General features: G+C 69.1%; 15 protein-coding genes. 4 read left to right on the plus strand and 11 right to left on the minus strand.

Features of this window, described 5'->3' with window-relative positions; all coding sequences use genetic code 11:
- Positions 1 to 37 precede the first annotated feature (37 nt).
- The 3 genes from DFP85_RS03270 to DFP85_RS03280 are packed head-to-tail and all read right to left on the minus strand — an operon-like array spanning position 38 to position 5,082.
- A complete protein-coding gene (locus tag DFP85_RS03270; RefSeq protein WP_133634903.1) occupies positions 38 to 3,952 on the minus strand; it encodes an ATP-binding protein in 3,915 nt (1,304 codons plus the stop codon).
- 33 nt (positions 3,953 to 3,985) lie between these two features.
- Positions 3,986 to 4,627: a MiaE family protein gene (locus DFP85_RS03275; protein WP_424955075.1), complete on the minus strand. Its 642-nt coding sequence runs from the start codon at positions 4,625 to 4,627 to the stop codon at positions 3,986 to 3,988.
- Positions 4,627 to 5,082 carry a DUF1289 domain-containing protein gene (locus tag DFP85_RS03280; protein ID WP_133634905.1) on the minus strand — a complete coding sequence of 152 codons (456 nt, stop codon included), beginning with the start codon at positions 5,080 to 5,082 and terminating at the stop codon, positions 4,627 to 4,629. Before DFP85_RS03280 ends, DFP85_RS03275 begins: the two co-directional genes overlap by 1 nt.
- A 277-nt stretch (positions 5,083 to 5,359) precedes the next feature.
- Between DFP85_RS03280 and acnB the strand changes: the two genes are divergently transcribed.
- The 3 genes from acnB (at position 5,360) to DFP85_RS03295 (ending at position 10,651) form a co-directional block, all read left to right on the plus strand.
- Entirely contained in the window at positions 5,360 to 7,963 is a 2,604-nt protein-coding gene (gene acnB / locus DFP85_RS03285) for a bifunctional aconitate hydratase 2/2-methylisocitrate dehydratase (protein WP_133634906.1), read from the plus strand.
- Positions 7,964 to 8,190: 227 nt separating this feature from the next.
- Positions 8,191 to 8,679, plus strand: coding sequence for a ribonuclease E activity regulator RraA (gene rraA, locus DFP85_RS03290; RefSeq protein WP_133634907.1), 489 nt, complete (start codon positions 8,191 to 8,193; stop codon positions 8,677 to 8,679).
- 88 nt (positions 8,680 to 8,767) lie between these two features.
- On the plus strand, positions 8,768 to 10,651 hold the full coding sequence (locus tag DFP85_RS03295; protein ID WP_133634908.1) for a glycerophosphodiester phosphodiesterase family protein: 1,884 nt from the start codon (positions 8,768 to 8,770) through the stop codon (positions 10,649 to 10,651).
- Positions 10,652 to 10,661: 10 nt separating this feature from the next.
- On the opposite strand, the gene ggt is transcribed toward DFP85_RS03295, so the two are convergent.
- From ggt to ppsA, 6 genes are all read right to left on the minus strand, one after another.
- Entirely contained in the window at positions 10,662 to 12,485 is a 1,824-nt protein-coding gene (gene ggt / locus DFP85_RS03300) for a gamma-glutamyltransferase (RefSeq protein WP_133634909.1), read from the minus strand.
- Between the two features lie 47 nt (positions 12,486 to 12,532).
- Positions 12,533 to 13,015, minus strand: a complete 483-nt coding sequence (locus DFP85_RS03305) for a hypothetical protein (RefSeq protein ID WP_133634910.1) — start codon at positions 13,013 to 13,015, stop codon at positions 12,533 to 12,535.
- An 82-nt stretch (positions 13,016 to 13,097) separates the two neighbouring features.
- Complete coding sequence (locus tag DFP85_RS03310; protein WP_166644589.1) at positions 13,098 to 13,880, minus strand: universal stress protein; 783 nt, start codon at positions 13,878 to 13,880, stop codon at positions 13,098 to 13,100.
- Positions 13,870 to 16,278, minus strand: coding sequence for a Lon protease family protein (locus DFP85_RS03315; protein WP_133634912.1), 2,409 nt, complete (start codon positions 16,276 to 16,278; stop codon positions 13,870 to 13,872). The genes DFP85_RS03310 and DFP85_RS03315 overlap by 11 nt, the downstream gene beginning before the upstream one ends.
- A 117-nt stretch (positions 16,279 to 16,395) precedes the next feature.
- Positions 16,396 to 16,983, minus strand: a complete 588-nt coding sequence (locus tag DFP85_RS03320; protein WP_133634913.1) for an anti-virulence regulator CigR family protein — start codon at positions 16,981 to 16,983, stop codon at positions 16,396 to 16,398.
- Between the two features lie 121 nt (positions 16,984 to 17,104).
- Positions 17,105 to 19,477, minus strand: a complete 2,373-nt coding sequence (gene ppsA, locus DFP85_RS03325) for a phosphoenolpyruvate synthase (protein ID WP_133634914.1) — start codon at positions 19,475 to 19,477, stop codon at positions 17,105 to 17,107.
- A gap of 270 nt (positions 19,478 to 19,747) precedes the next feature.
- Between ppsA and ppsR the strand changes: the two genes are divergently transcribed.
- Positions 19,748 to 20,581 (plus strand): posphoenolpyruvate synthetase regulatory kinase/phosphorylase PpsR, encoded by an 834-nt coding sequence (ppsR, locus tag DFP85_RS03330; protein ID WP_133634915.1) that lies wholly within the window; start codon positions 19,748 to 19,750, stop codon positions 20,579 to 20,581.
- Between the two features lie 207 nt (positions 20,582 to 20,788).
- Here the strand turns inward: ppsR and DFP85_RS03340 are convergent, their stop codons facing one another.
- Together DFP85_RS03340 and DFP85_RS03345 are read right to left on the minus strand one after the other, a co-directional pair.
- Positions 20,789 to 22,009 carry a CaiB/BaiF CoA transferase family protein gene (locus DFP85_RS03340; RefSeq protein WP_133634916.1) on the minus strand — a complete coding sequence of 407 codons (1,221 nt, stop codon included), beginning with the start codon at positions 22,007 to 22,009 and terminating at the stop codon, positions 20,789 to 20,791.
- A 109-nt stretch (positions 22,010 to 22,118) separates the two neighbouring features.
- Positions 22,119 to 23,300, minus strand: coding sequence for an acyl-CoA dehydrogenase (locus DFP85_RS03345; protein ID WP_133634917.1), 1,182 nt, complete (start codon positions 23,298 to 23,300; stop codon positions 22,119 to 22,121).
- Positions 23,301 to 23,356: the final 56 nt, after the last annotated feature.

Genomic DNA, 23,356 nt, shown 5'->3' on the forward strand with positions numbered 1-23,356 from the left:
GGGGCGCCGTTGTGCTGTGGGGTCGGCCATTGGAGCGTCAGGAGGAGAGGTCCGCGGCATGCGGCAGGCGGCGGTCGAGCAGGGTGCGCCAGCGCGTCAGCACCGGCGCATCACTGTGGCTCACCTCGCCCAGCAGGGCGCGGAACTCCGACCGGGAGGCCTCGTCGCGAGGATCGATCAGGGTCAGCCAGAGCTCCAGGGCGGCGAGCTGCTGGTGGAGGTTGCCGTCCTCCCGGGCCTGCAGCAGGGCCTGCTCGGCAAGGCTCCTGACTTCCTCGCGGGAGTGCCCCAGGCGATGGCGGACGCGCGCCAGGTGCACGGCCAGTTCGGGGACGAACAGGGTGGTGCGCTCGCGGGCGATCATCAGGCACTGGTCGAGGTAGTCCTCGGCCCGGGACAGCTCCCCCAGGGCCAGGCAGGCATCCACGTACCACAGGGCCGGGCGCTGGTAGGGGTCCCGCCCGGTGACCTCGGCCAGCTCCTCCTGGGCCGACTCGATCTGGCCCAGGCCGTCGCGGTCGCCGGCCAGGGCCCGCTGCCAGCCCAGCACGCTGCGCGAGGCCACCTGCCAGAGGTGCAGGTCGGGGGTGCCGGTCAGCTCGAAGGCCCGCTCGGCGCGCATGGTGGCCAGGTGCACGTGCCCCAGCTGGCGATAGAGGGCCGCGGCATACATCAGCGCCATGGCCAGGCTGCCGGGATGGCCGATCCGCTCGGCCAGCCGGATGGCCGACTCCACCTGCCGCTCGGCACGCTGGTAGTCGCCGCGCAGGCAGAGGGTCCAGCCCTGGAAGCAGGCGGCCGCGACCTGGGGGTGGTCGGAGAACGGCAGCCACTCGATCATCATCGAGGCATTGAGCGGGTCGATCTCCTCCAGATGGTCATAGGCCTGGGAGATGCGCCCGGCCCAGTACTCGCAGCTGGCCCGGGCGAAATCGGCCAGACGCCGGTAGCGCGGGTCCTCGAGGCGGTCGGCGAGGCCCGCCAGGCGCGAGGCCAGCGAGAAGGCATCGGCATGGGCATGACGCTGGCTGCAGCCCACCCACAGGCCCCACTGGACCAGGAAGGCCTGCTCCAGGTCGCCGGCGTCGTCCGGGCCGGCCTCCTCCTGGGCGAGAAGCTCCCGGGCCCGCACGAAGCTCTCGTGCGCGGTGGGCGAGCCGTGCCCCTCCAGGGCGAAGGCGGCCTGGCCACGCACGGTGAGCAGGCTGATCTCGCGCTCGGCCTGACCCTCGACATGGCGCAGGCTGGCCAGGCCGAAGTCGGCCATCTTCAGCGCCGTGCGGTTGGCGCTGACCTTGAGGGCCTCCCGCGCAGCCAGCTCGAAGTAGCGGGCGCCGCGGGCATAGTGGCCGCTGCGCCGCAGGTGGGTGGCGAAGTCGCCGGGGTGGCGGCTGATCCACATCGGGAAGTGCTCCTCGATCAGGCTGACCACCTGACGATGGATGCTCACCCGCACGTCCCGGGGGCAGGAGAGGTAGGCGGCTTCCTGCAGCAGCTGGTGGGTGAACTGGTATTCGCGCTCGCCCTCCTCGCCCTCGGCCGGTTCGATGATCTCCAGCCGGCGCATCTGCTCCAGCGCCGGCGCCAGGCGGCTCATCTCCCAGCCGCTGCACTCGGCCAGGAAGTCGAGGCGGAAGCGGCGTCCGAGCACCGCCGCCACATGGGCCACCTCGCGATCGCCGTCGAGCTGGTCGATGCGGCTGGCCAGCAGCCCCAGCAGGCCGCGCGGCAGCTCGTCGAGCTGCACGCTGCGCCCCTCGCGGCGGTCCATGTCGACCCGGCGGCAGATCTCCTGGAGGTAGAGCGGGACGCCATCGCAACGCTCGATGATCTGGCCGCGCAGCCGCGGGCTGAGGTGGATGCGATAGCGGCGCGCCAGCTGGGAGAGCAGCCGGGAGGACTGCATGGCATCCAGCCGCCCCAGGGAGATCTGCTGGTCCCAGTGCAGCTTCGCCGGCAGCGCCTCGCGGCCATGGTGGCTGGCCACCAGCAGGAAGGGGCTGTTGATCGGCAGCCGCGCCTGGAGGCCTGCCAGCACCTTGAAGGAGGGCTCGTCGAGCCACTGCAGGTCATCGATCATCAGCACCAGGGTGCGCTCGCGGGAGAGCTCGCGGATCAGGCGATGGATGAGTCCCACGACCAGCTCCACGGCCTCCCCGCTCTGGGCGAGCACCGCCATCTCGCGGGGCTCGCGCACGCCGAGGGCCTCCTCCAGCAGCAGGCGGTGTTCGGCGTCGGGCGCCTCGGCATCATCGGCGGCCAGCAGGCGCGACAGCGCCTCGGCGTCGATGCGCCCCCCCAGGTGCCAGCGCAGCAGCTGCCGCGCCACCCCATAGGGCTCCTGGACGGAGAGCCGCGTGGTGGGCTGCCAGCAGATCGCCGCCTCGCGGCTCTGCTCGAGCTGGCGGAAGCCCACCAGCAGCGCCGACTTGCCGAGCCCCGAGGGGCCCCGTACCAGCACGCTCTGGCGCAGGCCGATGCCGGCCCGGGCCAGGGCATCGCGCAGGGTGCGCAGGGAGCCCTCGCGCCCCACCAGACTGGGCGGTGGCGCCTCGCGCCCGCCCTCGTTGGTGCCGAGGACCAGCGCCCGCAGGCGCACCCGACCGTCGCTTGCTACCAGCCGCGTCGAGAGCCGCGGCTGGAGGTCAAGGGCCGGCGGCATGTGCTGGCTGGCGTCCTGGGAGATGACCAGCTCGCTGCCCTCGGCGGCGCTCATCAGGTCGAGGGAGCCCTGGGTCACCTGGCCGAGCGGGTCGACCAGGTGTCGCTCGGGGAGGTAGACCACCCGCCCGCTGTCCAGGCCGGCGGCCAGTTCGATGCGCGGCGGCTCGCCCTCGCCGCTCCAGTGGCGCTGGGACTCTTCGGGCAGCACGCGGCGACAGTGCTCGTAGAGCGCCACCAGCTCGGCCAGCTGGTGCGCCGGGCCATGGGTGCCGAAGCAGGCCAGGCCCAGGCCGCCGGTCGCCCCGGGCAGCCAGAAGCCGCCGAGGTGGTGGCACTGCTGCTCGAGCCAGCGCATCAGCTCGACCTGCAGCGCCAGGCAGGCGCGGGCATCGGCGCGGGCCGAGAGGTCGGCCTTGAGTCGCAGGCGAATGGCCATCACCGAGAGCTGGCGCTGCTCGATCTCGTCCTCGCGCAGGGGAGCGCTGTCCATCGCCAGGGTCCGCGAGAAGGCCCCGCTGGGGCCGAGGTGGGCGCCCTCGGCCTGGGCATCGGACCAGTAGCGTGCCAGCTGCAGGAAGGAAGGCTCCGGCTGCTGGCCGGAGAGCGCCAGCAGCTGCAGGTAGGCGTTGTACTGCTCGTGGGCGGCGGCCAGCTGGCCCTGCTCGGCCAGCTGGCGCACCAGACGTTCATGGAAGGGCCCGTAGCCGGAAAAACGGCTGACCAGCGACTCCAGCACCCCATCCGGCAGCGGTTCCTGGCGCTCCAGGACGCTCTCGGCGAAGCGGATCACCCGCTGGCGCCACTCGTTACGCACCTGGACCAGCCAGCGCTGGTACTCGGCACAGCTGGTGAGGTGCAGCTCCTCGGCGAGGTCGCCGCGGTAGCAGGCCAGCACCGCCTCGAGGGTGGCCACCTCGGCGGGGCCCTCGAGCAGCGCCTGCAGCCGGTGCATGTCGAAGTGCCAGCGCTCCGGCAGCCGGAAGGCAATGGTCTGGCGGGAGACCGACAGCACCCGCTCGGCCTCTTCGCCCAGGGACTGACGCAGGCAGTGCAGGGCGTGGCGCAGGTTGGTACGTCCCGACGACAGGCCCTGGTCGGGCCACAGCAGTTCGGCCAGGGTGGCGCGACTGACCGGCTGGTCGTGGAGCAGCAGGTAGACCAGCAGCGCCTTGACCTTGTCGTAACTGAACTGGGTCAGGACATCGTCGCCCAGACTCAGTGAAAAGTGGCCGAAGAGTGCCAGGTGGTCCCGGTCATCGTTATGTACGTCGTCGGCAGCATCCCGCATGGTGATCATTCCTGCGTGGCGGAAGTGATGGCCTCAGGCCGGCACGCCGCTGTGAAAACGAAAGGCCGTGTCCGGCATGGTGACCAGCTCGGCCTCGCGATCGGAGAAGAAGGCGATACGCGCGTCGATGGGCGCCGTGGCCAGGCGGCGCGCCAGCATCAGGTAATCCTCGAAATGACGGCCTTCCGACTTAACCAGACTGCGATAGAACTTGGCAAGTTCATCATCCAGATGCGGAATCAGGCGGGCAAAGCGCTCGCAGCTGCGTGCCTCGATCAGCGCCCCGATGATCAGGATGTCCACCAGGCGCTCCGGTTCCTCTCCCCGCACGTGGCGACGCAGCCCCTCGGCGTAGCGCGAGGCACTGATATGGCGATAGACGATGCCCCGCGCCTCCATCAGCTTGACGACCTGCTCGAAGTGCAGCAGCTCCTCCCGGGCCAGTTGGGACATCTTGGTGAGCAGCAGCGGCTGGTCCACATAGCGGTAGAGCAGGCTCATGGCCGTGGAGGCCGCCTTCTTCTCGCACTGGGCGTGGTCGATCAGCAGCAGCTCGGGGTTGGCCAGGGCCCAGTCGACCCACGCCTCCGGGGTGGCACAGGGCAGGAACGCCAGCAGCTCGGCAGGCAGCAGGTCCCGGCAATCGGTCGTCTCGAGGGTTGGCATCGGGGGCATCATGGTTCCTGTGTCGGCGGGTCAAGGGGGTCGGGAAGCAGCGCCTGTCGCCGCTCGGCGGCGGCCAGCAGGTCGGTGGTGATGCGTTCATGAAGCGCGGCGGCGTCCTCGCCGTCGCGACCGACCAGCCCGTAGCACGACAGGTCGCGGATGCGGCCGCGTCCCACCCGCAGCAGCTCCACGGCGCGCGAGAGCGGCGGCTGCTCATCCCGGAAGCGGATCCGGTGACGGCGCAGCTGGGCCTCCAGGCTCTCGGGGTCGACGACCACCAGGAAGCGCCCGGCGACCTCGGCGCGCAGCCTGTCCAGCTCGGCCATGCGTTGCTGTCGCTGCTCGCCGGAGAGGGCCGGCCAGTCGCGGATCTCACCGTCGACGCGCTGACAGCCACGGCACACCCGGTCGCCCAGGGTGGTCGAGCAGAGACCGACGCACGGCGAGGTGATGCGCTCTCCCATGTCTCCTCCCGTTGACGTTAACGTGCGTTGACATAACGTCATGGTAACGCGGGAGACCCCGGGCTGGCAGCCCGAAGTTGCCGCCGACCAAAGTTCAAGGCCGCCACGGCGGGCCCAGCTTAACATTGTCGACAGTTTCCTCTATGATCGCGGCACCGCTGACACCCTGGCATCAGGAAGGGTCTGCCAGACGTTTTCCCGCGCCGAAGCGTGCCTTACGTCGACGCTCGACTGAGGTCTGCCGGCTTCGGCCACCACCACCGATGAGGGCCCCAACGTGCTTGAAGCCTATCGCCAACATGTCGAGGAGCGCGCCGCCGACGGCGTGCCGCCGAAGCCGCTGAACGCCGAGCAGGTCGCCGCACTGGTCGAGCTGCTGAAGAACCCGCCGGCCGGCGAGGAGGAGTTCATCCTCGACCTGCTCACCAATCGCGTTCCGCCCGGCGTCGACGAGGCGGCCTACGTCAAGGCCGGTTTCCTGACTGCCATCGCCAAGGGCGAGGCCGAGTCCCCGCTGATCGACAGGGTCCACGCGGTGAAGCTGCTGGGCACCATGCAGGGCGGCTACAACATCGTCTCCCTGGTGGAACTGCTCGACGATGCCGACCTGGCCAAGGAAGTGGGCGAGCAGTTCAAGCACACCCTGCTGATGTTCGACGCCTTCCACGACGTGGAAGAGCGCGCCAAGGCCGGCAACGCCGTGGCCAAGGACGTCATCCAGTCCTGGGCCGAGGCCGAGTGGTTCCTCTCCAAGCCGGCCCTCAAGGAGAAGATCACCCTCACCGTCTTCAAGGTGCCGGGCGAGACCAACACCGACGATCTCTCCCCCGCCCCGGACGCCTGGTCGCGCCCCGACATCCCAGTGCACGCCAACGCCATGCTCAAGAACGAGCGCGACGGCATCGAGCCCGAGGTGCCCGGCACCACCGGTCCGCTCAAGCAGATCGAGGCGGTGAAGGCCAAGGGCTTCCCCGTCGCCTACGTGGGCGACGTGGTCGGCACCGGCTCCTCGCGCAAGTCCGCCACCAACTCCGTGCTGTGGTTCTTCGGCGACGACATCCCCAACGTGCCGAACAAGCGCGCCGGCGGCTTCTGCTTCGGCGGCAAGATCGCCCCGATCTTCTTCAACACCATGGAAGATTCCGGCGCCCTGCCGGTGGAGATGGACGTCTCCGGCCTCGAGATGGGCGACGTCATCGACGTCTATCCGTATGAAGGCAAGGTGTGCAAGCACGGCACCGACGAGGTCGTGACCACCTTCGAACTCAAGACCCAGCTGATCCTCGATGAGGTGCGCGCCGGCGGCCGTATCCCGCTGATCATCGGCCGCGGCCTGACCACCAAGGCGCGTGAGTCCCTGGGCCTGGCGCCCTCCGACGTGTTCCGCCTGCCCGAGCAGCCCAAGGACACCGGCAAGGGCTTCACCCTGGCCCAGAAGATGGTCGGCAAGGCCTGCGGCCTGGACGGCGTGCGTCCGGGCATGTACTGCGAGCCGAAGATGGCCACCGTCGGCTCCCAGGATACCACCGGCCCGATGACCCGCGACGAGCTCAAGGACCTCGCCTGCCTGGGCTTCCAGGCCGACCTGGTGATGCAGTCCTTCTGCCACACCGCCGCCTACCCGAAGCCGGTGGACGTGGACACCCACCACACCCTGCCCGACTTCATCATGAACCGCGGCGGCGTCTCGCTGCGTCCGGGCGATGGCATCATCCACAGCTGGCTGAACCGCATGCTGCTGCCCGACACCGTGGGCACCGGCGGCGACTCTCACACCCGCTTCCCGCTGGGCATCTCCTTCCCGGCAGGCTCCGGCCTGGTGGCCTTCGCCGCCGCCACCGGCGTGATGCCGCTGGACATGCCGGAGTCCGTGCTGGTGCGCTTCAAGGGCAAGCGCCAGCCCGGCGTCACCCTGCGTGACCTGGTCCACGCCATCCCCTACTACGCCATCCAGAACGGCCTGCTGACCGTCGAGAAGTCAGGCAAGAAGAACGCCTTCTCCGGCCGCGTGCTGGAGATCGAGGGCCTCGAGGACCTCACCGTCGAGCAGGCCTTCGAGCTCTCCGACGCCTCCGCCGAGCGCTCCGCCGCGGGCTGCACCATCACCCTGTCCGAGGACAGCGTGAGCGAGTACCTGAAGTCCAACATCACCCTGCTCAAGTGGATGATCGCCAACGGCTACGGCGACCGCCGTACCATCGAGCGCCGCATCCAGGGCATGGAGGAGTGGCTGGCCGACCCGAGCCTGATGCGCGCCGATCAGGACGCCGAGTACGCCGAGGTCATCGAGATCGACCTCGAGGAGCTCAGGGAGCCGGTCCTGTGTGCGCCGAACGATCCGGACGACGCCCGCCTGCTCTCCGAGGTCGCCGGCGAGAAGATCGACGAGGTGTTCATCGGTTCGTGCATGACCAACATCGGCCACTTCCGCGCCGCGGGCAAGCTGCTCGAGAAGCAGCCGGCCGGCAGCCTGAAGACCCGCCTGTGGCTGGCCCCGCCGACGAAGATGGACCAGCACCAGCTGACCGAGGAGGGCTACTACGGCATCTACGGTCGCGCCGGGGCACGCATGGAGATGCCGGGCTGCTCGCTGTGCATGGGCAACCAGGCCCGCGTCGCCGCCAAGAGCACCGTGGTCTCCACCTCGACCCGCAACTTCCCCAACCGCCTGGGCGACGGTGCCAACGTCTACCTCGCCTCCGCGGAGCTGGCGGCCGTGGCCGCCGTGGAGGGTCGCCTGCCCACCGTCGACGAGTACCGCCGCTACATGGGCGAGTTCGACGCCATGGCCGGGGAGATCTACCGCTACATGAACTTTCACGAGATCGAGGAGTATCAGAACGCCGCCTCCAACGTGATTCCGGTCGCGCAGGAAGCCTGATCAGCGGTATTCTGATAGAGTCAGATTCGACTCCGATGCTCGCAACATCGAAGGCCGTCGCCCGCGGCGGCCGGAGCCGATGAACGAAGCGCCCCATCCGGGGCGCTTTTTTTGCGCCTGACCCTCCACCCCGACCCTGCCACCGCTCCGTCCCACCAAAGGGGACTTCCGTTCTGCCCACGCCGTGGCATCATCGAGGGCTCACCCATGGCACGAGGAGCCTTACCGTGAGCCATATCGTCACGCCGGACATCTGCGACGCCTACCCCGAGGTCCAGGTGCTCGACCCGATCTTCGTCAACGTCGGCGGCCACGAGGCCTTCGCCGGCCCGATCCGCACCGTCAAGTGCTTCGAGGACAACTCCCTGGTCAAGCAGGCGGTGGCCGAGCCAGGGGACGGCGCCGTGCTGGTCGTCGACGCCGGCGGCTCCACCCGCTGCGCCATGCTGGGCGACATGCTGGCCGAACAGGCCGCCGGCCACGGCTGGGCCGGCGTGGTGATGTATGGCTGCGTGCGCGACGTCGACGTGCTGGCCGAGACCGAGCTCGGCATCCAGGCGCTGGGGGCCCATCCGCGCAAGAGCGAGAAACGCGGCGAGGGACAGCGGGACATCCCGGTCAGCTTCGCCGGCGTCACCCTGACGCCGGGCCAGTGGCTCTACGCCGACAACAACGGCATCCTGGTCGCCGACGAGCAGCTTGACCTGGAGCGCTGACGCACGACGAGGCCCGCGGTAACAGGCACTTGCCCGTGACGCGGCAGCGGTGTCACCCTGACACGAGATCCCCGTCGCGGGCCTGTCCATGCTGCACCTGTCACGATTGAGCGGCGACGTGCTGCGCACCCTGCGCGAGCACCTGCGCCCGCTGATCGCCTATCACCTCTTCTTCACGCTGCTGGCCTCGAGCCTGCTGCTGCCGGCCGTGGGCTGGACCCTCTCGGGCCTGCTCGCCCAGTTCGGCCGCCCGGTGATCACCAACAACGAGCTGATCGCCCTGCTGATGAGCCCCGGCGGCCTGCTCTGGCTGCTGGCCGCCGTTGGCCTGACCTTCCTGGTGCTCTACCTCCAGCAAGCCGGCATGATCCTGGTGGCGGTACGCCCCCGGGACCATCATGTCCGCCTCGCCTTCGAGGCCCTGTGGGCCACGCTGCGCCGGCTGCCGGCCCTCAGCGGCCTGGTGGTGCTGCAGGTGGGGGCCCAGCTGCTGCTGCTGGTCCCGCTGGCCCTGAGCCTGGCCTGGCTCCACGGGTTCTTCCTGGGTGAACTCGACCCCTACTTCGTGCAGAGCGTGCGCCCGCCCGCTTTCTGGGCCTTCCTCGGCAGCGGCCTGGTGCCGGTGCTGGCGTGGCTCCTGCTCGCCGGCAGCCTCTATGTCCGCTGGCACCTGGCCCTGCCGGTGCTGACCCTGGAGGAACTCTCGCCGCCGGCGGCCCTGGCGCGCAGCAGGCAGCTGACCCGAGGCCGGGGCCGCCATATCGCGGCGGCGGTGGTGCTGCTGCTGCTGGGCATCGTCATGCTGCCGCTGCTGGCCACGGCGCTGTTCGACCGGGTCGTCACCCCGCTGCTGTGGTGGCTGCCCGAGCGCAATGCGGTGCTGGTCCCGGCCATGCTCGCCTACCTCACCGCCTACCTGCTGGTGGCCCTGGCCATCACCTTCGGCGGCATCGCCGCCAACGCCCTACAGGCCACCTGCCTCTACCTGCGCCTGGCCCATCGCGAGCCGAAGCCCAAGCCTCCGCCGCCCGGCACCCACCCCGGTCGCCTGGCCTGGACCGTCGAGCTCGCCGTCGTGCTGTTCGCCATCGGCCAGGCGTGGCTGATCGTCAATCGCTTCGAGATCCGCGACGAGGTCGCCATCATCGCCCACCGCGGCAGCTCGCTGCATGCGCCGGAGAACACCCTGGCCGCGGTGGAGCAGGCGATCCGGGATCGCGCCGATGGCGTCGAGATCGACGTGCGCCTCACCGCCGATGGCGAGGTGGTGCTCTACCATGACGAGAGCCTCAGGCGGCTGGCCGGGGACGAGCGCCGGGTCGGGGAGCTGCCGCGATCGGAACTCGACGAGGTGGATGTCGGCAGCTGGTTCGGGGACCCCTTCATCGGCGAGCGGATCCCGGGGCTGGACGAGGTGCTGGCGGCGGTGCGCGGACGCGCCACCCTGATGATCGAACTCAAGCCCGACCCCGGCCGCGAGCTCGAGCTGGTCGAGGCGGTGATCGACACCCTGGCGAGGGAGAGGGAGCTGCGCGTCGCGTGCCGGCATCGCGCCGCGGATCGGGTGACCGCCCTGGCCTGTGGCGACCCGGACGTCATGGGCGAGATGCGCGTGGCCGCCATGTCGCCCTGGCTGCTGCGCGAGGTCGGGCTGCGTGCGCCGCGCCTGCGCACCACCCTGCTCGCCCAGCTGGTGATGTCGGGCACCCTGGAGCGCCGAGGCTTCGATGCCCTGGCCCTGCGCCACAATCGCATCGACGAGGAGGAGGTGCGCCTTGCGGGATACTACGGCTACGAGCTGCATGCCTGGACCATCAACGACCGCACCCGGATGTCCCAGCTGATCGACCTCGGCGTGGACGGCATCATCACCGACCGGCCGGCGATGCTCGCTGCGCTCATCGGCGAGCGCCGCCGCCTGGGCGACGGCGCCCTGCTGCTGGTCAAGCTGCGCAACTGGTTGCGGGGCTAGGCACGCGCGCTCAATCCCCCATCACCACCCCTTCGCGGCGCGGGTCGGCGCCACCGAAGAAGCCCTCCTCGGTGCGCTGGATCGCCTGCAGCCCGCTGGTGAGCTCGCGCTCCTCCACCTCGTGGCCCCGCTCGCGAAGCGCCTCCCGGGTGGCCGGCGGAAAGCGTCCCGCCTCCAGGTAGACCGGCCCGCCCAGGGTGATGGCATGGGGCAGGTCCAGCGAGCGCTGGGCGTCCAGGCCCCAGTCGAGCATGGCCACCAGCGAGCGGGCGGTGTAGTGGATGATGGCCGCGCCCCCCGGCGAACCGAGGCTCGCCACCAGGTCGCCGCTGTCCCGGTCGAAGACCAGCGTCGGGCTCATGCTGGAGCGCGGACGCTTGCCGGGCTCCACGCGGTTGGCGATAGGGGTCCCCTCCTCATCCGCGGGGGTGAAGGAGAAGTCGGTCAGCTCGTTGTTGAGCAGGAAGCCCCCCGGCATGCCGGTCCCCCCATCGGAGAGGATGCGCGCACCAAAGGCCTGCTCGATGGAGCTGGTCATGGCCAGGGCGTTGCCGTGCTCGTCGACGATACTGATGTGGCTGGTGCCGTATTCCGGCTGCGTCGGCTGCACGGCCCAGGCGGTGGCCAGGGCACCGGGGTTGCCCGGGCTGGCGCCGCCGCTGCCCATGCTCTGTTCCGCATCGATCAGCTCGGCGCGTTCGGCCAGGTAGTCGGGGTCGAGCATCAGCGACCAGTCGCCGCCGGGCGCCTCGACGAAGTCCGGGTCGGCGATGTAGCGCCCGCGGTCGGCGAAAGCCAGCCGCGAGGCCTCGAGGAAGCGGTGCAGCCAGTCGACGCCGGGCAGGTCCTCCTCCAGGGCTGCCTCCAGCGGCGGGAGCTGTTCCAGCATGCCGAGGATCTGCATCACCGTCAGGTGGCCCGACGAGGGGGGCGGAAAGCCGCACACCCGGTACGTCTGCCACTCGGTGCAGAGCGGCTCGCGCTCCTTCGCCGTGTAGGTGGCCAGGTCCTCGAGACTCAGACTTCCGGGCAAGGCGGGATGGTTCTGCACCTGCGCCACGATGTCCTCCGCGACGGCCCCGGTGTGCAATGCCGAGCTATCCTGCTCGGCGATCCGCTCGAGGATCACCGCAAGGGCCGGGTTCTTGAGCGTGTGGCCCTCGGGCAGCGGCTCCCCCTCCTCGGTGAAGTAGAAGGCCGAAGCCCTGGCATTGTCACGCAGGCCCTCGGTGTCGGCCAGGCTCCGGTGCAGCCGGGGGCTGACGGGGAACCCCTCGTCGGCCAGGGTGATGGCCGGCTCGAAGAGCTCGGCCCAGGGCAGGCGACCATGCGCCTTGTGGGCCCTCTCCAGCATGCGCAGGGTACCGGGCACGCCGACCGAGCGACCGCTGGCCACGGCCTTCATGAATGCCAGGGGCTCGCCCTCCCCGTCCAGGAAAAGCTCCTCCTCCACCGAGGCCGGCGCGGTCTCACGGCCGTCGTAGGCCATGACCTCCTCGCCGTCGTGATACATCAGGAAGGAACCGCCGCCGATGCCGCTGGACTGGGGCTCGACCAGGGTGAGCACCATCTGCACCGCGATGGCGGCGTCGATGGCCGAGCCCCCCGCCTGGAGGATCTGGTAGCCGGCATCGGTGGCAAGCGGGTTGGCCGCGGCCACGGCGAACGTCTCTGTGGCCCAGCCGGGCTTCTCCTCGCTGCCGGAGGCCGACTCCGGGGCGATCTCCGGGCGCTGGTACTGGAAGTCCACCTCGCCGAGGGCCGCCGAGGAGAGCAGCAGCGGCGAGAACAGCAGAATGGACGCCGAGCGACGCCAAGCGGTGGGGATGGCCATGATCATGACTCCTTGTCTCGATTCGGGGTCATGACAGCATAGGTGAGTCAGGGCCGGTCGTCGCCACCCGACCGGTGACAGCGCCACAGGGCCAGCAGGTTCATGCCGGCGAGGGTCAGCAGGGCGGCGGCGGCCCACCCCAGGGTGGTGACCAGTCCATGGAACTCGCCGGGGGCGGCCAGCGGCCGGAAGGTCATGCCGTATTCGGCCAGGCGACTGCCCGCGTAGAGCAGCAGGACCAGCAGGCCCAGCGGCAGCGGCGAACGCCGCCGGGCCAGCCAGCGGGTCAGTCGCCAGGGTGTCGGCGGCACCTTGGCGGGTGCGGCCTTCCGCGCCCTGGTCCGGGGGGCAGCCTTGGGCCTGCCGGGCGCCTTGGTCCTGCTGGGTGCACGCCGCGGGGGGCGCCGTGACGGTGTGCGGCCCGCGCCCGGCAGGCGCCCCGCCAGCCAGCGCGTGGCACGGACCAGGCCCCAGCCCAGGGTGAAGCAGACGGAGAGCGCCAGGCCCCCCATCACCAGCAAGTATGCCATCCCGGCAGATCCCCCTTCGGCTCGTTGGAGGCGCTATCTTGCCAAATTCTCGCCGCCCCGTGGGCCGGAATCGCACGATGGCTCAAGGCACCACGATGACCGGTATCGGCAGGCGGGCCAGCAGGTCGGCATCCTGGTCGGCCAGGCGGGCGAGCTGGGGGCGATGGAGCAGCAGGGCGCCATTGTCCACGCGGGCCAACTGCTGCTCCAGCTGCCGGGCATCGCTCGCCTGCAGGACCTCCCGGCCGTCGAACAGGCGGGTCAGCGCCTCGGGAACCGGCGGGAACTCGCCGCCCGCTCCGGGACCGTCCAGGGTCCGCAGCGGGCCGCGGGCCAGCGACAGCCGCTCGTCCCAGATGATCACCGTGCAGGGCGCCTCGAGGATCAGGGCACGGCTGGTGGAGCCCAGGCGCACGCCCCAGTGGCCCGATAACCCGGCCTTGCCGAGCACCAGCAGGTCGCCCGGACCGGCCAGCGACAACGCCTCGCTGACCACCCGGCCACGACTGACCCGCAACTGGTGTCGCAGCTCCCGGCCGGCCACCGCGGCATCCAGGGCCTCGGTCACGCGACGGGCCTGTCGCGCCATGCCGGCCTCGAGGTCGGTCCTCGACAGCCGGCGCACCCGCCCCGAGGCCGCACCGATCTCGCGGGCAAAGGGAAAACCCGCGCTGCCCAGCAGGTCCTGGTCCTCGACGTAAAGGGCCACCAGTTCGGCATGGCGCGTCACCGCAAGGTCCACCGCGGCGGCCAGTGCCGCCAGGCTGTGGCGGGACGCATCAAGCAACGCCAGCACCCGCATCACCGGAATCTCGCTCTCTCCCCCCAGCTCCTCCGGGCCTGACCGGGACACCTCAACGTTCATCATCCGGCTCCTCGTGTTCATCGTCATCGCCGCCCCCCTCCTCCTGGCGCGCGTGCTTCACCACCTCGCGGAAATGGGTCAGCCGCTCGGCCACGCGGGCATCCAGGCTGCCCAGGGGGAAGTGCCCCTGGTCGTCGGGGACACCGATGGACAGACCGGTGAGCAACTCGAGTGCCTCGTCCACCCGTGACACGGCGAAGACCCGGAAGTGACCCTCCTCGACCGCCTCGCGCACCTCGGCCTTGAGCATCAGATGCTCGACATTGGTCGCCGGCAGGATCACCGCCTGCCCCTCGAGGTGGCCACGGGCGGCGCAGACATCGAAGAACCCCTCGATCTTCTCGTTCACACCGCCCACCGCCTGGACCCGCCCATGCTGATCGATGGAGCCGGTCACGGCGAAGGCCTGATCGAGCGGCACCCGGGCGATGGCCGAGACCAGGGCACATACCTCGGCCACCGAGGCACTGTCGCCCTCGATCCCGCCGTAGGACTGTTCGAAGGCCAGGCTCGCGGAGAGCGAGAGCGGCTCCTCCCCCGCGTAGCGCGTGGCCAGGTAGCGCGACAGGATCATCACCGCCTTGGAGTGGATGCGCCCCCCCATGCGCGCCTCGCGCTCGATGTCCACCACCTGCCCATTGCCCGGCCGCGCCGTGGCGGTGATACGCGACGGCTGGCCGAAGGCGTACTCGCCAAGCTGCAGCACGGAGAGGCCGTTGACCTGGCCGACCACCCGCCCCTCGGTGGCGACCATCATGGTGCCGCGAGTGATCATCTCGTGGCTGCGCTCGCGGATGCGCCCGGCGCGCCAGAGCTGCTGGCTGACCGCCTTCTCGACATGGCGACGGGCGATCACCGTGGCCGCCTCCTCGCCGGCCCAGTGGTCGGCCTCCAGCACCAGGTCATGGAGGTCGCGATGACGCGCGGTCAGCTTGCGCTGGTCGTCGGCCAGCCGGCTGGCCCGCTCGATCACGGCGGCCACGCCGCTGCGGTCCAGCGGGCGCAGAGCCGCCTCGCGGGCCAGGGTCGCCACCATCCGGGCATAGAAGGCCTCGTGCCGGGGGTCACGGTCGAGCTCGTCCTCGAGGTCGGCCTGGACCTTGAACAGCTCCAGGAACTCGGGGTCATGCTCGCAGAGCAGGTAGTAGAGCAGGCGCTCGCCCAGCAGCACGATCTTGACGTCCAGCGGGATCGGCTCCGGCTCGAGGGTCACGGTGCTGATCAGCCCATAGGCCTGCTCCAGCGACTCGGTACGGATCTCACCGGCCTTGAGCACCCGCTTGAGGGTCTCCCAGGCCCCGGGCTGGGTGAGCACGCCGCGCACGTCCAGCACCAGGTAGCCGCCGTTGGCGCGATGCAGGGCGCCCGCCCGTATCAGCGAGAAGTCGGTCAGCAGGGTGCCGTTGTGCACATGGTGCTCGATGCGGCCCACCAGGTGCTGGTGGGTGGGCAGGTCCTGGTAGATCAGCGGCGCCCCTTGTGCCTCGGCGTTGTCCACGATCAGGTTGACCTGGAAGCGGCTGAACACCGCCTCCGCCGGGATGTCGGGCTCGTCGGCGATGAAGGAATCGACATTGAACAGGATCGCCTCGCGGATGGCGTCGAGGTGGGTCAGGACGCCCTCGTGCTCGGCATAGCGCTCCTTGAGCTCATCCAGCGGGGTGCCGATGGCCGACTCGAGCATCTCCGCGTTGAGGGCGTTGGCCTGGTCGCGCAGCTCCTTGGCCAGGCGCGGCATCTGGCGGATCGCCTGGGTCAGCTTGCGCTGCAGGATCTCGACCGTGGCCTCGATGCGCTCGCGCTCGTCCTTCGGCAGCTTCTCGAAGGCCTCCGGCGCCATCATCTTGTCGCCGTCGGCCGGCGCGAAGGTGAAGCCGTTGGGGGTGGAGAGCAGCAGGATATCGTGCTCGCGGGCCTCGCGTCGCACGGCCTCCACGGCGTCGCGCTGGCGCTCGCCCATGGCCTGCTTGAGCTCGTGGAGGCGGTTCTGGTACTCCTCGCTCTCGAACACGGCGGGGATGGCGCTGCGCAACTCCTCGACCAGTGCCTCCAGGTCGGTGCGCAATTGACGCCCCAGGCCGGGCGGCAACGAGAGGGCCAGCGGCACGGCCGGGTCATCGAAGTTGTAGCGGTAGCACCAGTCCCGCGGGGGCGAGGCGCCCCGGGCCTTCTCGGCGAGGAAGCTGCCCACCAGGCTGTGGCGATCATGCCCGGGCTGGCCCAGCACGAAGAGGTTGAAACCGTCGCTGCGGATCGCGGTGCCGAAACTCAAGGCATCCCGTGCGCGTTCATGGCCGATGAGCAGGTCCAGCGACTCCAGTTCGCTGGTGACCTCGAAATCGAAGGCATCGGTCGGACAGGTCCGATACACCTGCGCCACCCCAAGGGGTTCCACCATGGCAGTTCTCCTTTGCAGACACGGGCAGTATGAGACATGACGAAGGGTCATGCCTGATGAAGATCAAGGAGAGCGGGCACAGGGAACGGCGGGCACCGGCGTGCCCGCCCGGGGTGATCAGCGCAGGATGTCGTGGATCACCTCATGGATGATGTCGTTGGTGAGGTCGACCAGCACGGCGTCGGTCCCCACACGGCGCCATTCATAGCCCTCGTAGTAGGGCAGGTCGCGCCGCACGCGCTCGTCGAAGTTCCTGGCAATGCCGGGGGGCAGGGGCTTGCCGCGTTCCAGGTTCATGCGGATGCCGGGCGGCAGGCTGTCGCGGTCATCATGGTGAAGATACTCGCGCCGACTGCGGAAGATCTCGCGAACCTCGCGCTCGTCGATCATCGGCCGCCTTGCCTCGTCGCGATAGCGTTCCCGGTCACGATATTCATCACGCTCCCGGTCGCGATACTCGTCGCGCCCCCGGTCACGGGACTCCTGGCGGTCGCGATCACCTCGGGCCTGGCCCTGGCCACGGGACTCCTGGGGACCACCCTGCCCCTTCTGGGCACGCTGCGGCTGTCCCTCCTCCTTCCAGGGCGCCGCCCCCTGGGCATTGCCCTGGCCATTGCCGGGCTGGGCCAGCAGCGGGGAGGCAGCGAGGGACAGGCCGAGGGTACCGGCCACCACCAGAGGAAAGATAAGGAAACGGGTCTTCATGCAGACCTCCACGTCGGGGCATGTACGCTCAGTCTAGCCCGGCATCGTGCAAGGGCCGTGCACAAGGCAAGACACCCGGGCAAGCCCGGGTGTCGTCTGTCACTGCTGGCAGGAGCGGGCGTTAGCCCAGGGTCTCGCCGGCCAGCATGAACCAGGTCTCGAGCACCGCATCGGGGTTGAGCGACACGGAGTCGATGCCCTGCTCCATCAGCCACTTGGCCAGGTCCGGATGGTCCGAGGGGCCCTGGCCGCAGATGCCGATGTACTTGCCCTGAGCGTGACAGGCCTGGATGGCCATGGCCAGCAGCTTCTTCACGGCGGGGTTACGCTCGTCGAAGAGGTGGGCAACGATGCCGGAATCGCGATCCAGGCCCAGGGTCAGCTGGGTCAGGTCGTTGGAGCCGATGGAGAAACCATCGAAGTACTCGAGGAACTCCTCGGCCAGCAGGGCGTTGGCCGGCAGCTCGCACATCATGATCACCTTGAGACCGTTCTCGCCCCGGGCCAGGCCGTTGGCGGCCAGCAGGTCGACCACCTCACGGGCCTCCTCGGTGGTGCGCACGAAGGGCACCATGATCTCGACGTTATCGAGCCCCATCACCTCGCGCACCCGCTTGAGCGCACGGCACTCCAGCTCGAAGCAGGGACGGAACGAGTCCGAGATGTAGCGCGAGGCGCCCCGGAAGCCGAGCATGGGGTTCTCCTCGCCCGGCTCGTAGAGCTTGCCGCCGATCAGGTTCTCGTACTCGTTGGACTTGAAGTCCGACAGGCGCACGATGACCCGCTTCGGGTAGAAGGAGGCCGCCAGGGTGGAGATGCCCTCGACCAGCTTGTCGACGTAGAACTCCACCGGGTCGCTGTAGCCGGCGGTGCGCAGGTCGATGGTCTGCTGCAGGTCGGCGGGCAGGGTGTCGTACTCGAGCAGCGCCTTGGGGTGTACCCCGATCATGCGGTTGATGATGAACTCGAGCCGTGCCAGGCCGACCCCGGCATTGGGCAGGCTGGCAAAACTGAAGGCACGATCCGGGTTGCCGACGTTCATCATGATCTTGAAGGGGATCTCGGGCATGGCGTCGACGCTGGTGACGTTGCGGTCGAATTCCAGCAGCCCCTCGTAGACGTGGCCGGCGTCCCCCTCGGCGCAGGAGACGGTGACGTCGCGCCCGTCATCCAGCGCCTCGGTAGCGTCCCCGCAGCCGACCACGGCGGGAATGCCCAGCTCGCGGGCAATGATCGCCGCATGGCAGGTGCGGCCGCCACGGTTGGTGACGATCGCCGAGGCGCGCTTCATGATCGGCTCCCAGTCCGGGTCGGTCATGTCGGTGACCAGCACATCGCCGGGATTGACCTTCTCCATGTCGTCCGGGGAGAACACCACCTTGACCGCGCCGCGACCGATGCGCTGGCCGATGGCCCGGCCGGCCACCAGGGTGCGCCCCTTCTCCTTGAGCTGGAAGCGCTCGAGCTTGCCGCCCTCCTGCTGGGAGACCACTGTCTCGGGACGCGCCTGGACGATGTAGAGTTCGCCATCGTCGCCGTCCAGCGCCCACTCGATGTCCATGGGGCGGCCGTAGTGCTCCTCGATGGTCACCGCCTGGCGGGCCAGCGCCATGATCTGCTCGTCGTCGATGCAGAAGCGCGCCCGGTCGGCCAGCGGCACGTCCACCGTGGCCACCGACTTGCCAGCGCTGGTGTCGTCGGTGTAGATCATCTTGATCAGCTTGGAGCCGAGGTTGCGGCGCAGCACCGCCGGGCGGCCCGCGGCCAGGGTCGGCTTGTGGACATAGAACTCGTCGGGGTTCACCGCCCCCTGCACCACGGTCTCGCCCAGCCCCCAGGAGGCGGTGACGAAGACAGCGTCGCGGTAGCCGGACTCGGTGTCCAGGGTGAACATCACGCCCGAGGCGCCGGTCTCGGAGCGCACCATCTTCTGGATGCCGGCGGAGAGCGCCACGTTCTCGTGGGCATAGCCGCGATGGACGCGGTAGGAGATGGCGCGGTCGTTGAACAGCGAGGCGAAGACCTCGTGCACGGCGCGCTTGATGTTGTCGAAGCCCTCGATGTTGAGGAAGGTCTCCTGCTGACCGGCGAAGGAGGCGTCCGGCAGGTCCTCGGCGGTAGCCGAGCTGCGCACGGCGACCTTGAGGTTGGGATGCATCGCCGAGAGCGTCTCGTAGCTCTCGCGCAGGTAGCGCTCGAAGGTCGGCGGCAGCGGCGTGTCAATCACCCACTGGCGGATCTCGGCACCGGCCCTCGCCAGCTCGGCCACGTCATCGACGTCCAGGGTGGCGAGCCGGCGGTTGATGCGCTCGTTGAGTCCTTCGTGGGAGAGGAATTCGCGGTAGGCGTGTGCCGTGGTGGCGAACCCGCCGGGGACGGTGACACCCGCGCCGGACAGGTTGGAGATCATCTCGCCGAGGGAGGCGTTCTTGCCCCCGACCCGCTCGACATCGTCCATGCCCAATTGATCGAACCACTGAATGTAATCGTCCATGAGACCTCCCAGGATATCGACGAAGATGCATCATGCCGGCGGGTCGCTCGGGACTCGGGCATGAAGGGATGTTGGCGACTCTAACAGCGGCCTTCCATATTCGCCATTAGTCTAACATCGAAGTCACTGGAGGATTTTTACAACACCCGGCCGAATCGCCAGTCATCTGTAGTGGCGAGAGGCGTGGCGGGCAGGAAAGCCGCCTCTTGTCCCGGCCTCGAGCAGCATCGACAATGGGCCTTACCTTCCCACTGGACACAGCGAGCCGCCATGACGCGCACCGCCTTCTTCATCTCCGACGGCACCGGGATCACCGCCGAGAGCCTGGGACGCAGCCTGCTCGCCCAGTTCCAGAGCGTCGAGATCCGTATGCTGACCAAGCCCTACATCGACTCCCTCGAGAAGGCCCGGACCCTGGTGGCGATCATCGAGGCCACGGCGGTGCGCGACGGCGAGCAGCCGATCATCATCGACACCATCGTCGACGAGCAGATCCGCGAGGTGATCCGCCAGGCGCCCGGCTTCAAGGTCGACATCTTCTCGACCTTCCTCAAGCCGCTGGAGGAGGAACTGGAGGCCCACTCCTCCTACAGCGTCGGCCGTACCCACTCGATCGGCAAGGATGAGGTCTACATGGACCGCATCCACTCGGTGCACTTCGCCCTGGACAACGACGACGGGGCGCGCACCCACCAGTACGACAAGGCCGACATCATCCTCGTCGGGGTCTCGCGCTGCGGCAAGACCCCCACCTCGCTCTACCTGGCCCTGCAGTTCGGCATCCGCGCCGCCAATTACCCGCTCACGGAGGACGACCAGGACGAGAACGGCACCCTGAAGCTGCCCAGGGCCCTGGTGCCGCATCGCCACAAGCTGTTCGGGCTGACCATCGACCCCCGACGGCTGGCGGCGATCCGCCACGAGCGCCGGCCCAACAGCCGCTACAGCTCCATGGACCAGTGCGTCCAGGAGGTCGAGCAGGCCGAGGGACTCTATCGCCAGATGCATATCCCCTACATCGACACCACCCGCTTCTCCGTGGAGGAGATCTCCACACGGATGATCGCCGAGACCGGCCTGACACGGCGGTTTTCACCGCGATAAGAGCCGAGCGCCGAGCGCCGAGCGCCGAGCGCCGAGCGCCGAGCGCCGAGCGCCGAGCGCCGAGCGCCGAGCGCCGAGCGCCGAGCGCCGAGCGCCGAGCGCCAGCAGGAGGGTGCTCACGCATCAAGATGGCGACAAGCAAAGGCCTCCAGCAGGCGACTCTGCTGGAGGCTTTTCTTGGCTGCTTGGCTGCTTGGCTGCTTGCAGCTATCTCACCACCCCTGCCCTTCTGAGCTTGGCAATATCCTCGGGCGTCAGGCCCATCTCGGCGAGTATCGCATCGCTGTCCTGGCCGAGCCTGGGAGGCGCCACCTCGCTGGTGGCAGGCTCGCCGTCGAAACGTAGCGGGTTGGCGACCTGGGGCACCTCGAGATCGCCGCGGCGCAGCGTTCGGTGCAGGCCTCGATGGCGCACCTGGGGGTCGTCGAAGACCTCGGTCAGGGTGTTGATGGGGCCGGCGGGGATACCGCGCGCCTCCATCTCGGCCAGCCACTCATCGCGACCCCGCTCGAGCAGGATCCGCTGGATGAGCGTGACCAGCACCTCCCGGTTGCCGACCCGGGCGGCATTGGTGGCGTAGGCGGGATCCTCGGCCCACTCGGGGTGACCCAGCAGGTCGGCGAAGCGCGCGAACTGGGCATCGTTGCCCACGGTGAGCACCAGATGGCCATCGGCACAGGCAAACGCCTGGTAGGGCACGATATTGGGATGGGCGTTGCCATGGCGCTCGGGTGAACGGCCTTCGACCAGGGCATTGAGCGCCTGGTTGGCCAGGGTGGCCACCTGGACGTCGAGCAGGGCCAGGTCGATATGCTGCCCCCGCCCGGTGCGCGCACGCTCCTGCAGGGCGGCCAGCACCCCCACGGTGGCATAGAGGCCGGTCATCACGTCGGTGATGGCCACGCCGGTCTTCATGGGCATGCCGTCGGGCTCGCCGGAGAGGCTCATCAGCCCGCCCATGGCCTGGATCATGAAGTCGTAGCCGGCCCGATGGGCATAGGGACCGTCCTGGCCGAAGCCGGTGACCGAGCAGCCGATCAGCCGCGGGTTGATCGCCTTCAGGCTGGCGTAGTCGAGCCCGTACCTGGCCAGGCCGCCCACCTTGAAGTTCTCGAGCAGGATATCGGCGCCCTTCGCCAGTTCCCTGACCAGGGTCTGACCGCCCTCGGTGGCGATGTCCACGGCCAGCGACTGCTTGCCACGGTTGGCGCACAGGAAGTAGGCCGCCACCCGCTCGGCGTCGTCCTGCTTATCCTCAAGGTCTTCTGCCAGCCAGGGCGGTCCCCAGCCGCGGGTGTCATCCCCCCGCGAGGGGTGCTCGACCTTGATCACCCTGGCCCCGAGGTCGGCGAGCAGCTGGCCGGCCCAGGGCCCGGCCAGTACCCGCGACATATCGAGCACCGTGATGCCCTCAAGCGGTCCGCTCATCTGCAGCTCCTTGCTCGCTCTCACTCGGGGCTGATCCGGCAACAAGCCCCACATCCTTCGACTCGTTCCCGACGCCCCACGTTAGACGCCCGTCATATGACCTGCCGGCTCAGCCGGTAAAGGCCTGCAGGCCGGTCTGGGCGCGCCCGAGGATCAGGGCGTGGACGTCGTGGGTGCCCTCGTAGGTGTTCACCGCCTCGAGGTTCATCACGTGGCGGATCACGTGGTACTCGTCGCTGATCCCGTTGCCGCCGTGCATGTCACGGGCCACCCGGGCAATGTCCAGCGCCTTGCCGCAGTTGTTGCGCTTGATCAGCGAGATCGCCTCCGGCACCAGCTGGCCATCGTCGATCATGCGGCCGACGCGCAGCGCGGCCTGCAGGCCCAGGGCGATCTCGGTCTGCATGTCGGCAAGCTTCTTCTGGATCAGCTGGTTGGCGGCCAGGGGGCGGCCGAACTGCTTGCGCTCCAGGGTATAGTCGCGGGCCGCATGCCAGCAGGCTTCGGCAGCGCCCATGGTGCCCCAGGCGATGCCGTAGCGGGCGCGGTTGAGGCAGGAGAACGGCCCCTTGAGGCCTGTGACGCCTGGCAGGCGCTGATCGTCCGATACTTCCACGTCCTGCATGGCGATCTGGCCGGTGATGGAGGCACGGAGGCTGAACTTGCCCTCGATCTTGGGGGCCGAGAGCCCCTTCATGCCCTTCTCGAGGATGAAGCCGTTGACGACCCCCTCATCGTCCCGTGCCCAGACCACGAAGACGTCGGCGATGGGCGAGTTGGTGATCCAGGTCTTGGTGCCGTTGAGCCGCCAGCCGCCGTCGGTGCGGGTGGCACGGGTGCTCATGCCGCCAGGGTCGGAGCCGTGGTCGGGCTCGGTGAGGCCGAAGGCCCCCACCCACTCGCCGCTGGCCAGTTTCGGCAGGTACTTCTCGCGCTGGGCCTCGCTGCCGAAGGCGTGGATCGGGTACATCACCAGGCTCGACTGCACGCTCATGGCACTGCGGTAGCCGGAGTCGACGCGCTCTACCTCTCGGGCGATCAGGCCATAGCTGACGTAGTTCAGCCCGGCACAGCCATAGCCGTCGATGGTCGCGCCGAGCAGGCCCAGCTCGCCCATCTCGTTCATGATCTCGCGGTCGAAGCGCTCGTGACGGTTGGCCTCCAGCACCCGCGGCAGCAGCTTCTCCTGGCAATAGTCGTGGGCGGTCTGCAGGACCATGCGCTCGTCCTCGGAGAGCTGGTCGACGAGGCGGAAGGGGTCGTCCCAGGTGACGGGAGTGATCTGGCTCATGGGGTGTCCTCGATTGGCGTGCCGACAATTTCTACATTTTTATCAAATGTAGACCA

Origin of the sequence: Halomonas ventosae, assembly GCF_004363555.1 — a bacterium.
Classification (GTDB): domain Bacteria; phylum Pseudomonadota; class Gammaproteobacteria; order Pseudomonadales; family Halomonadaceae; genus Halomonas; species Halomonas ventosae.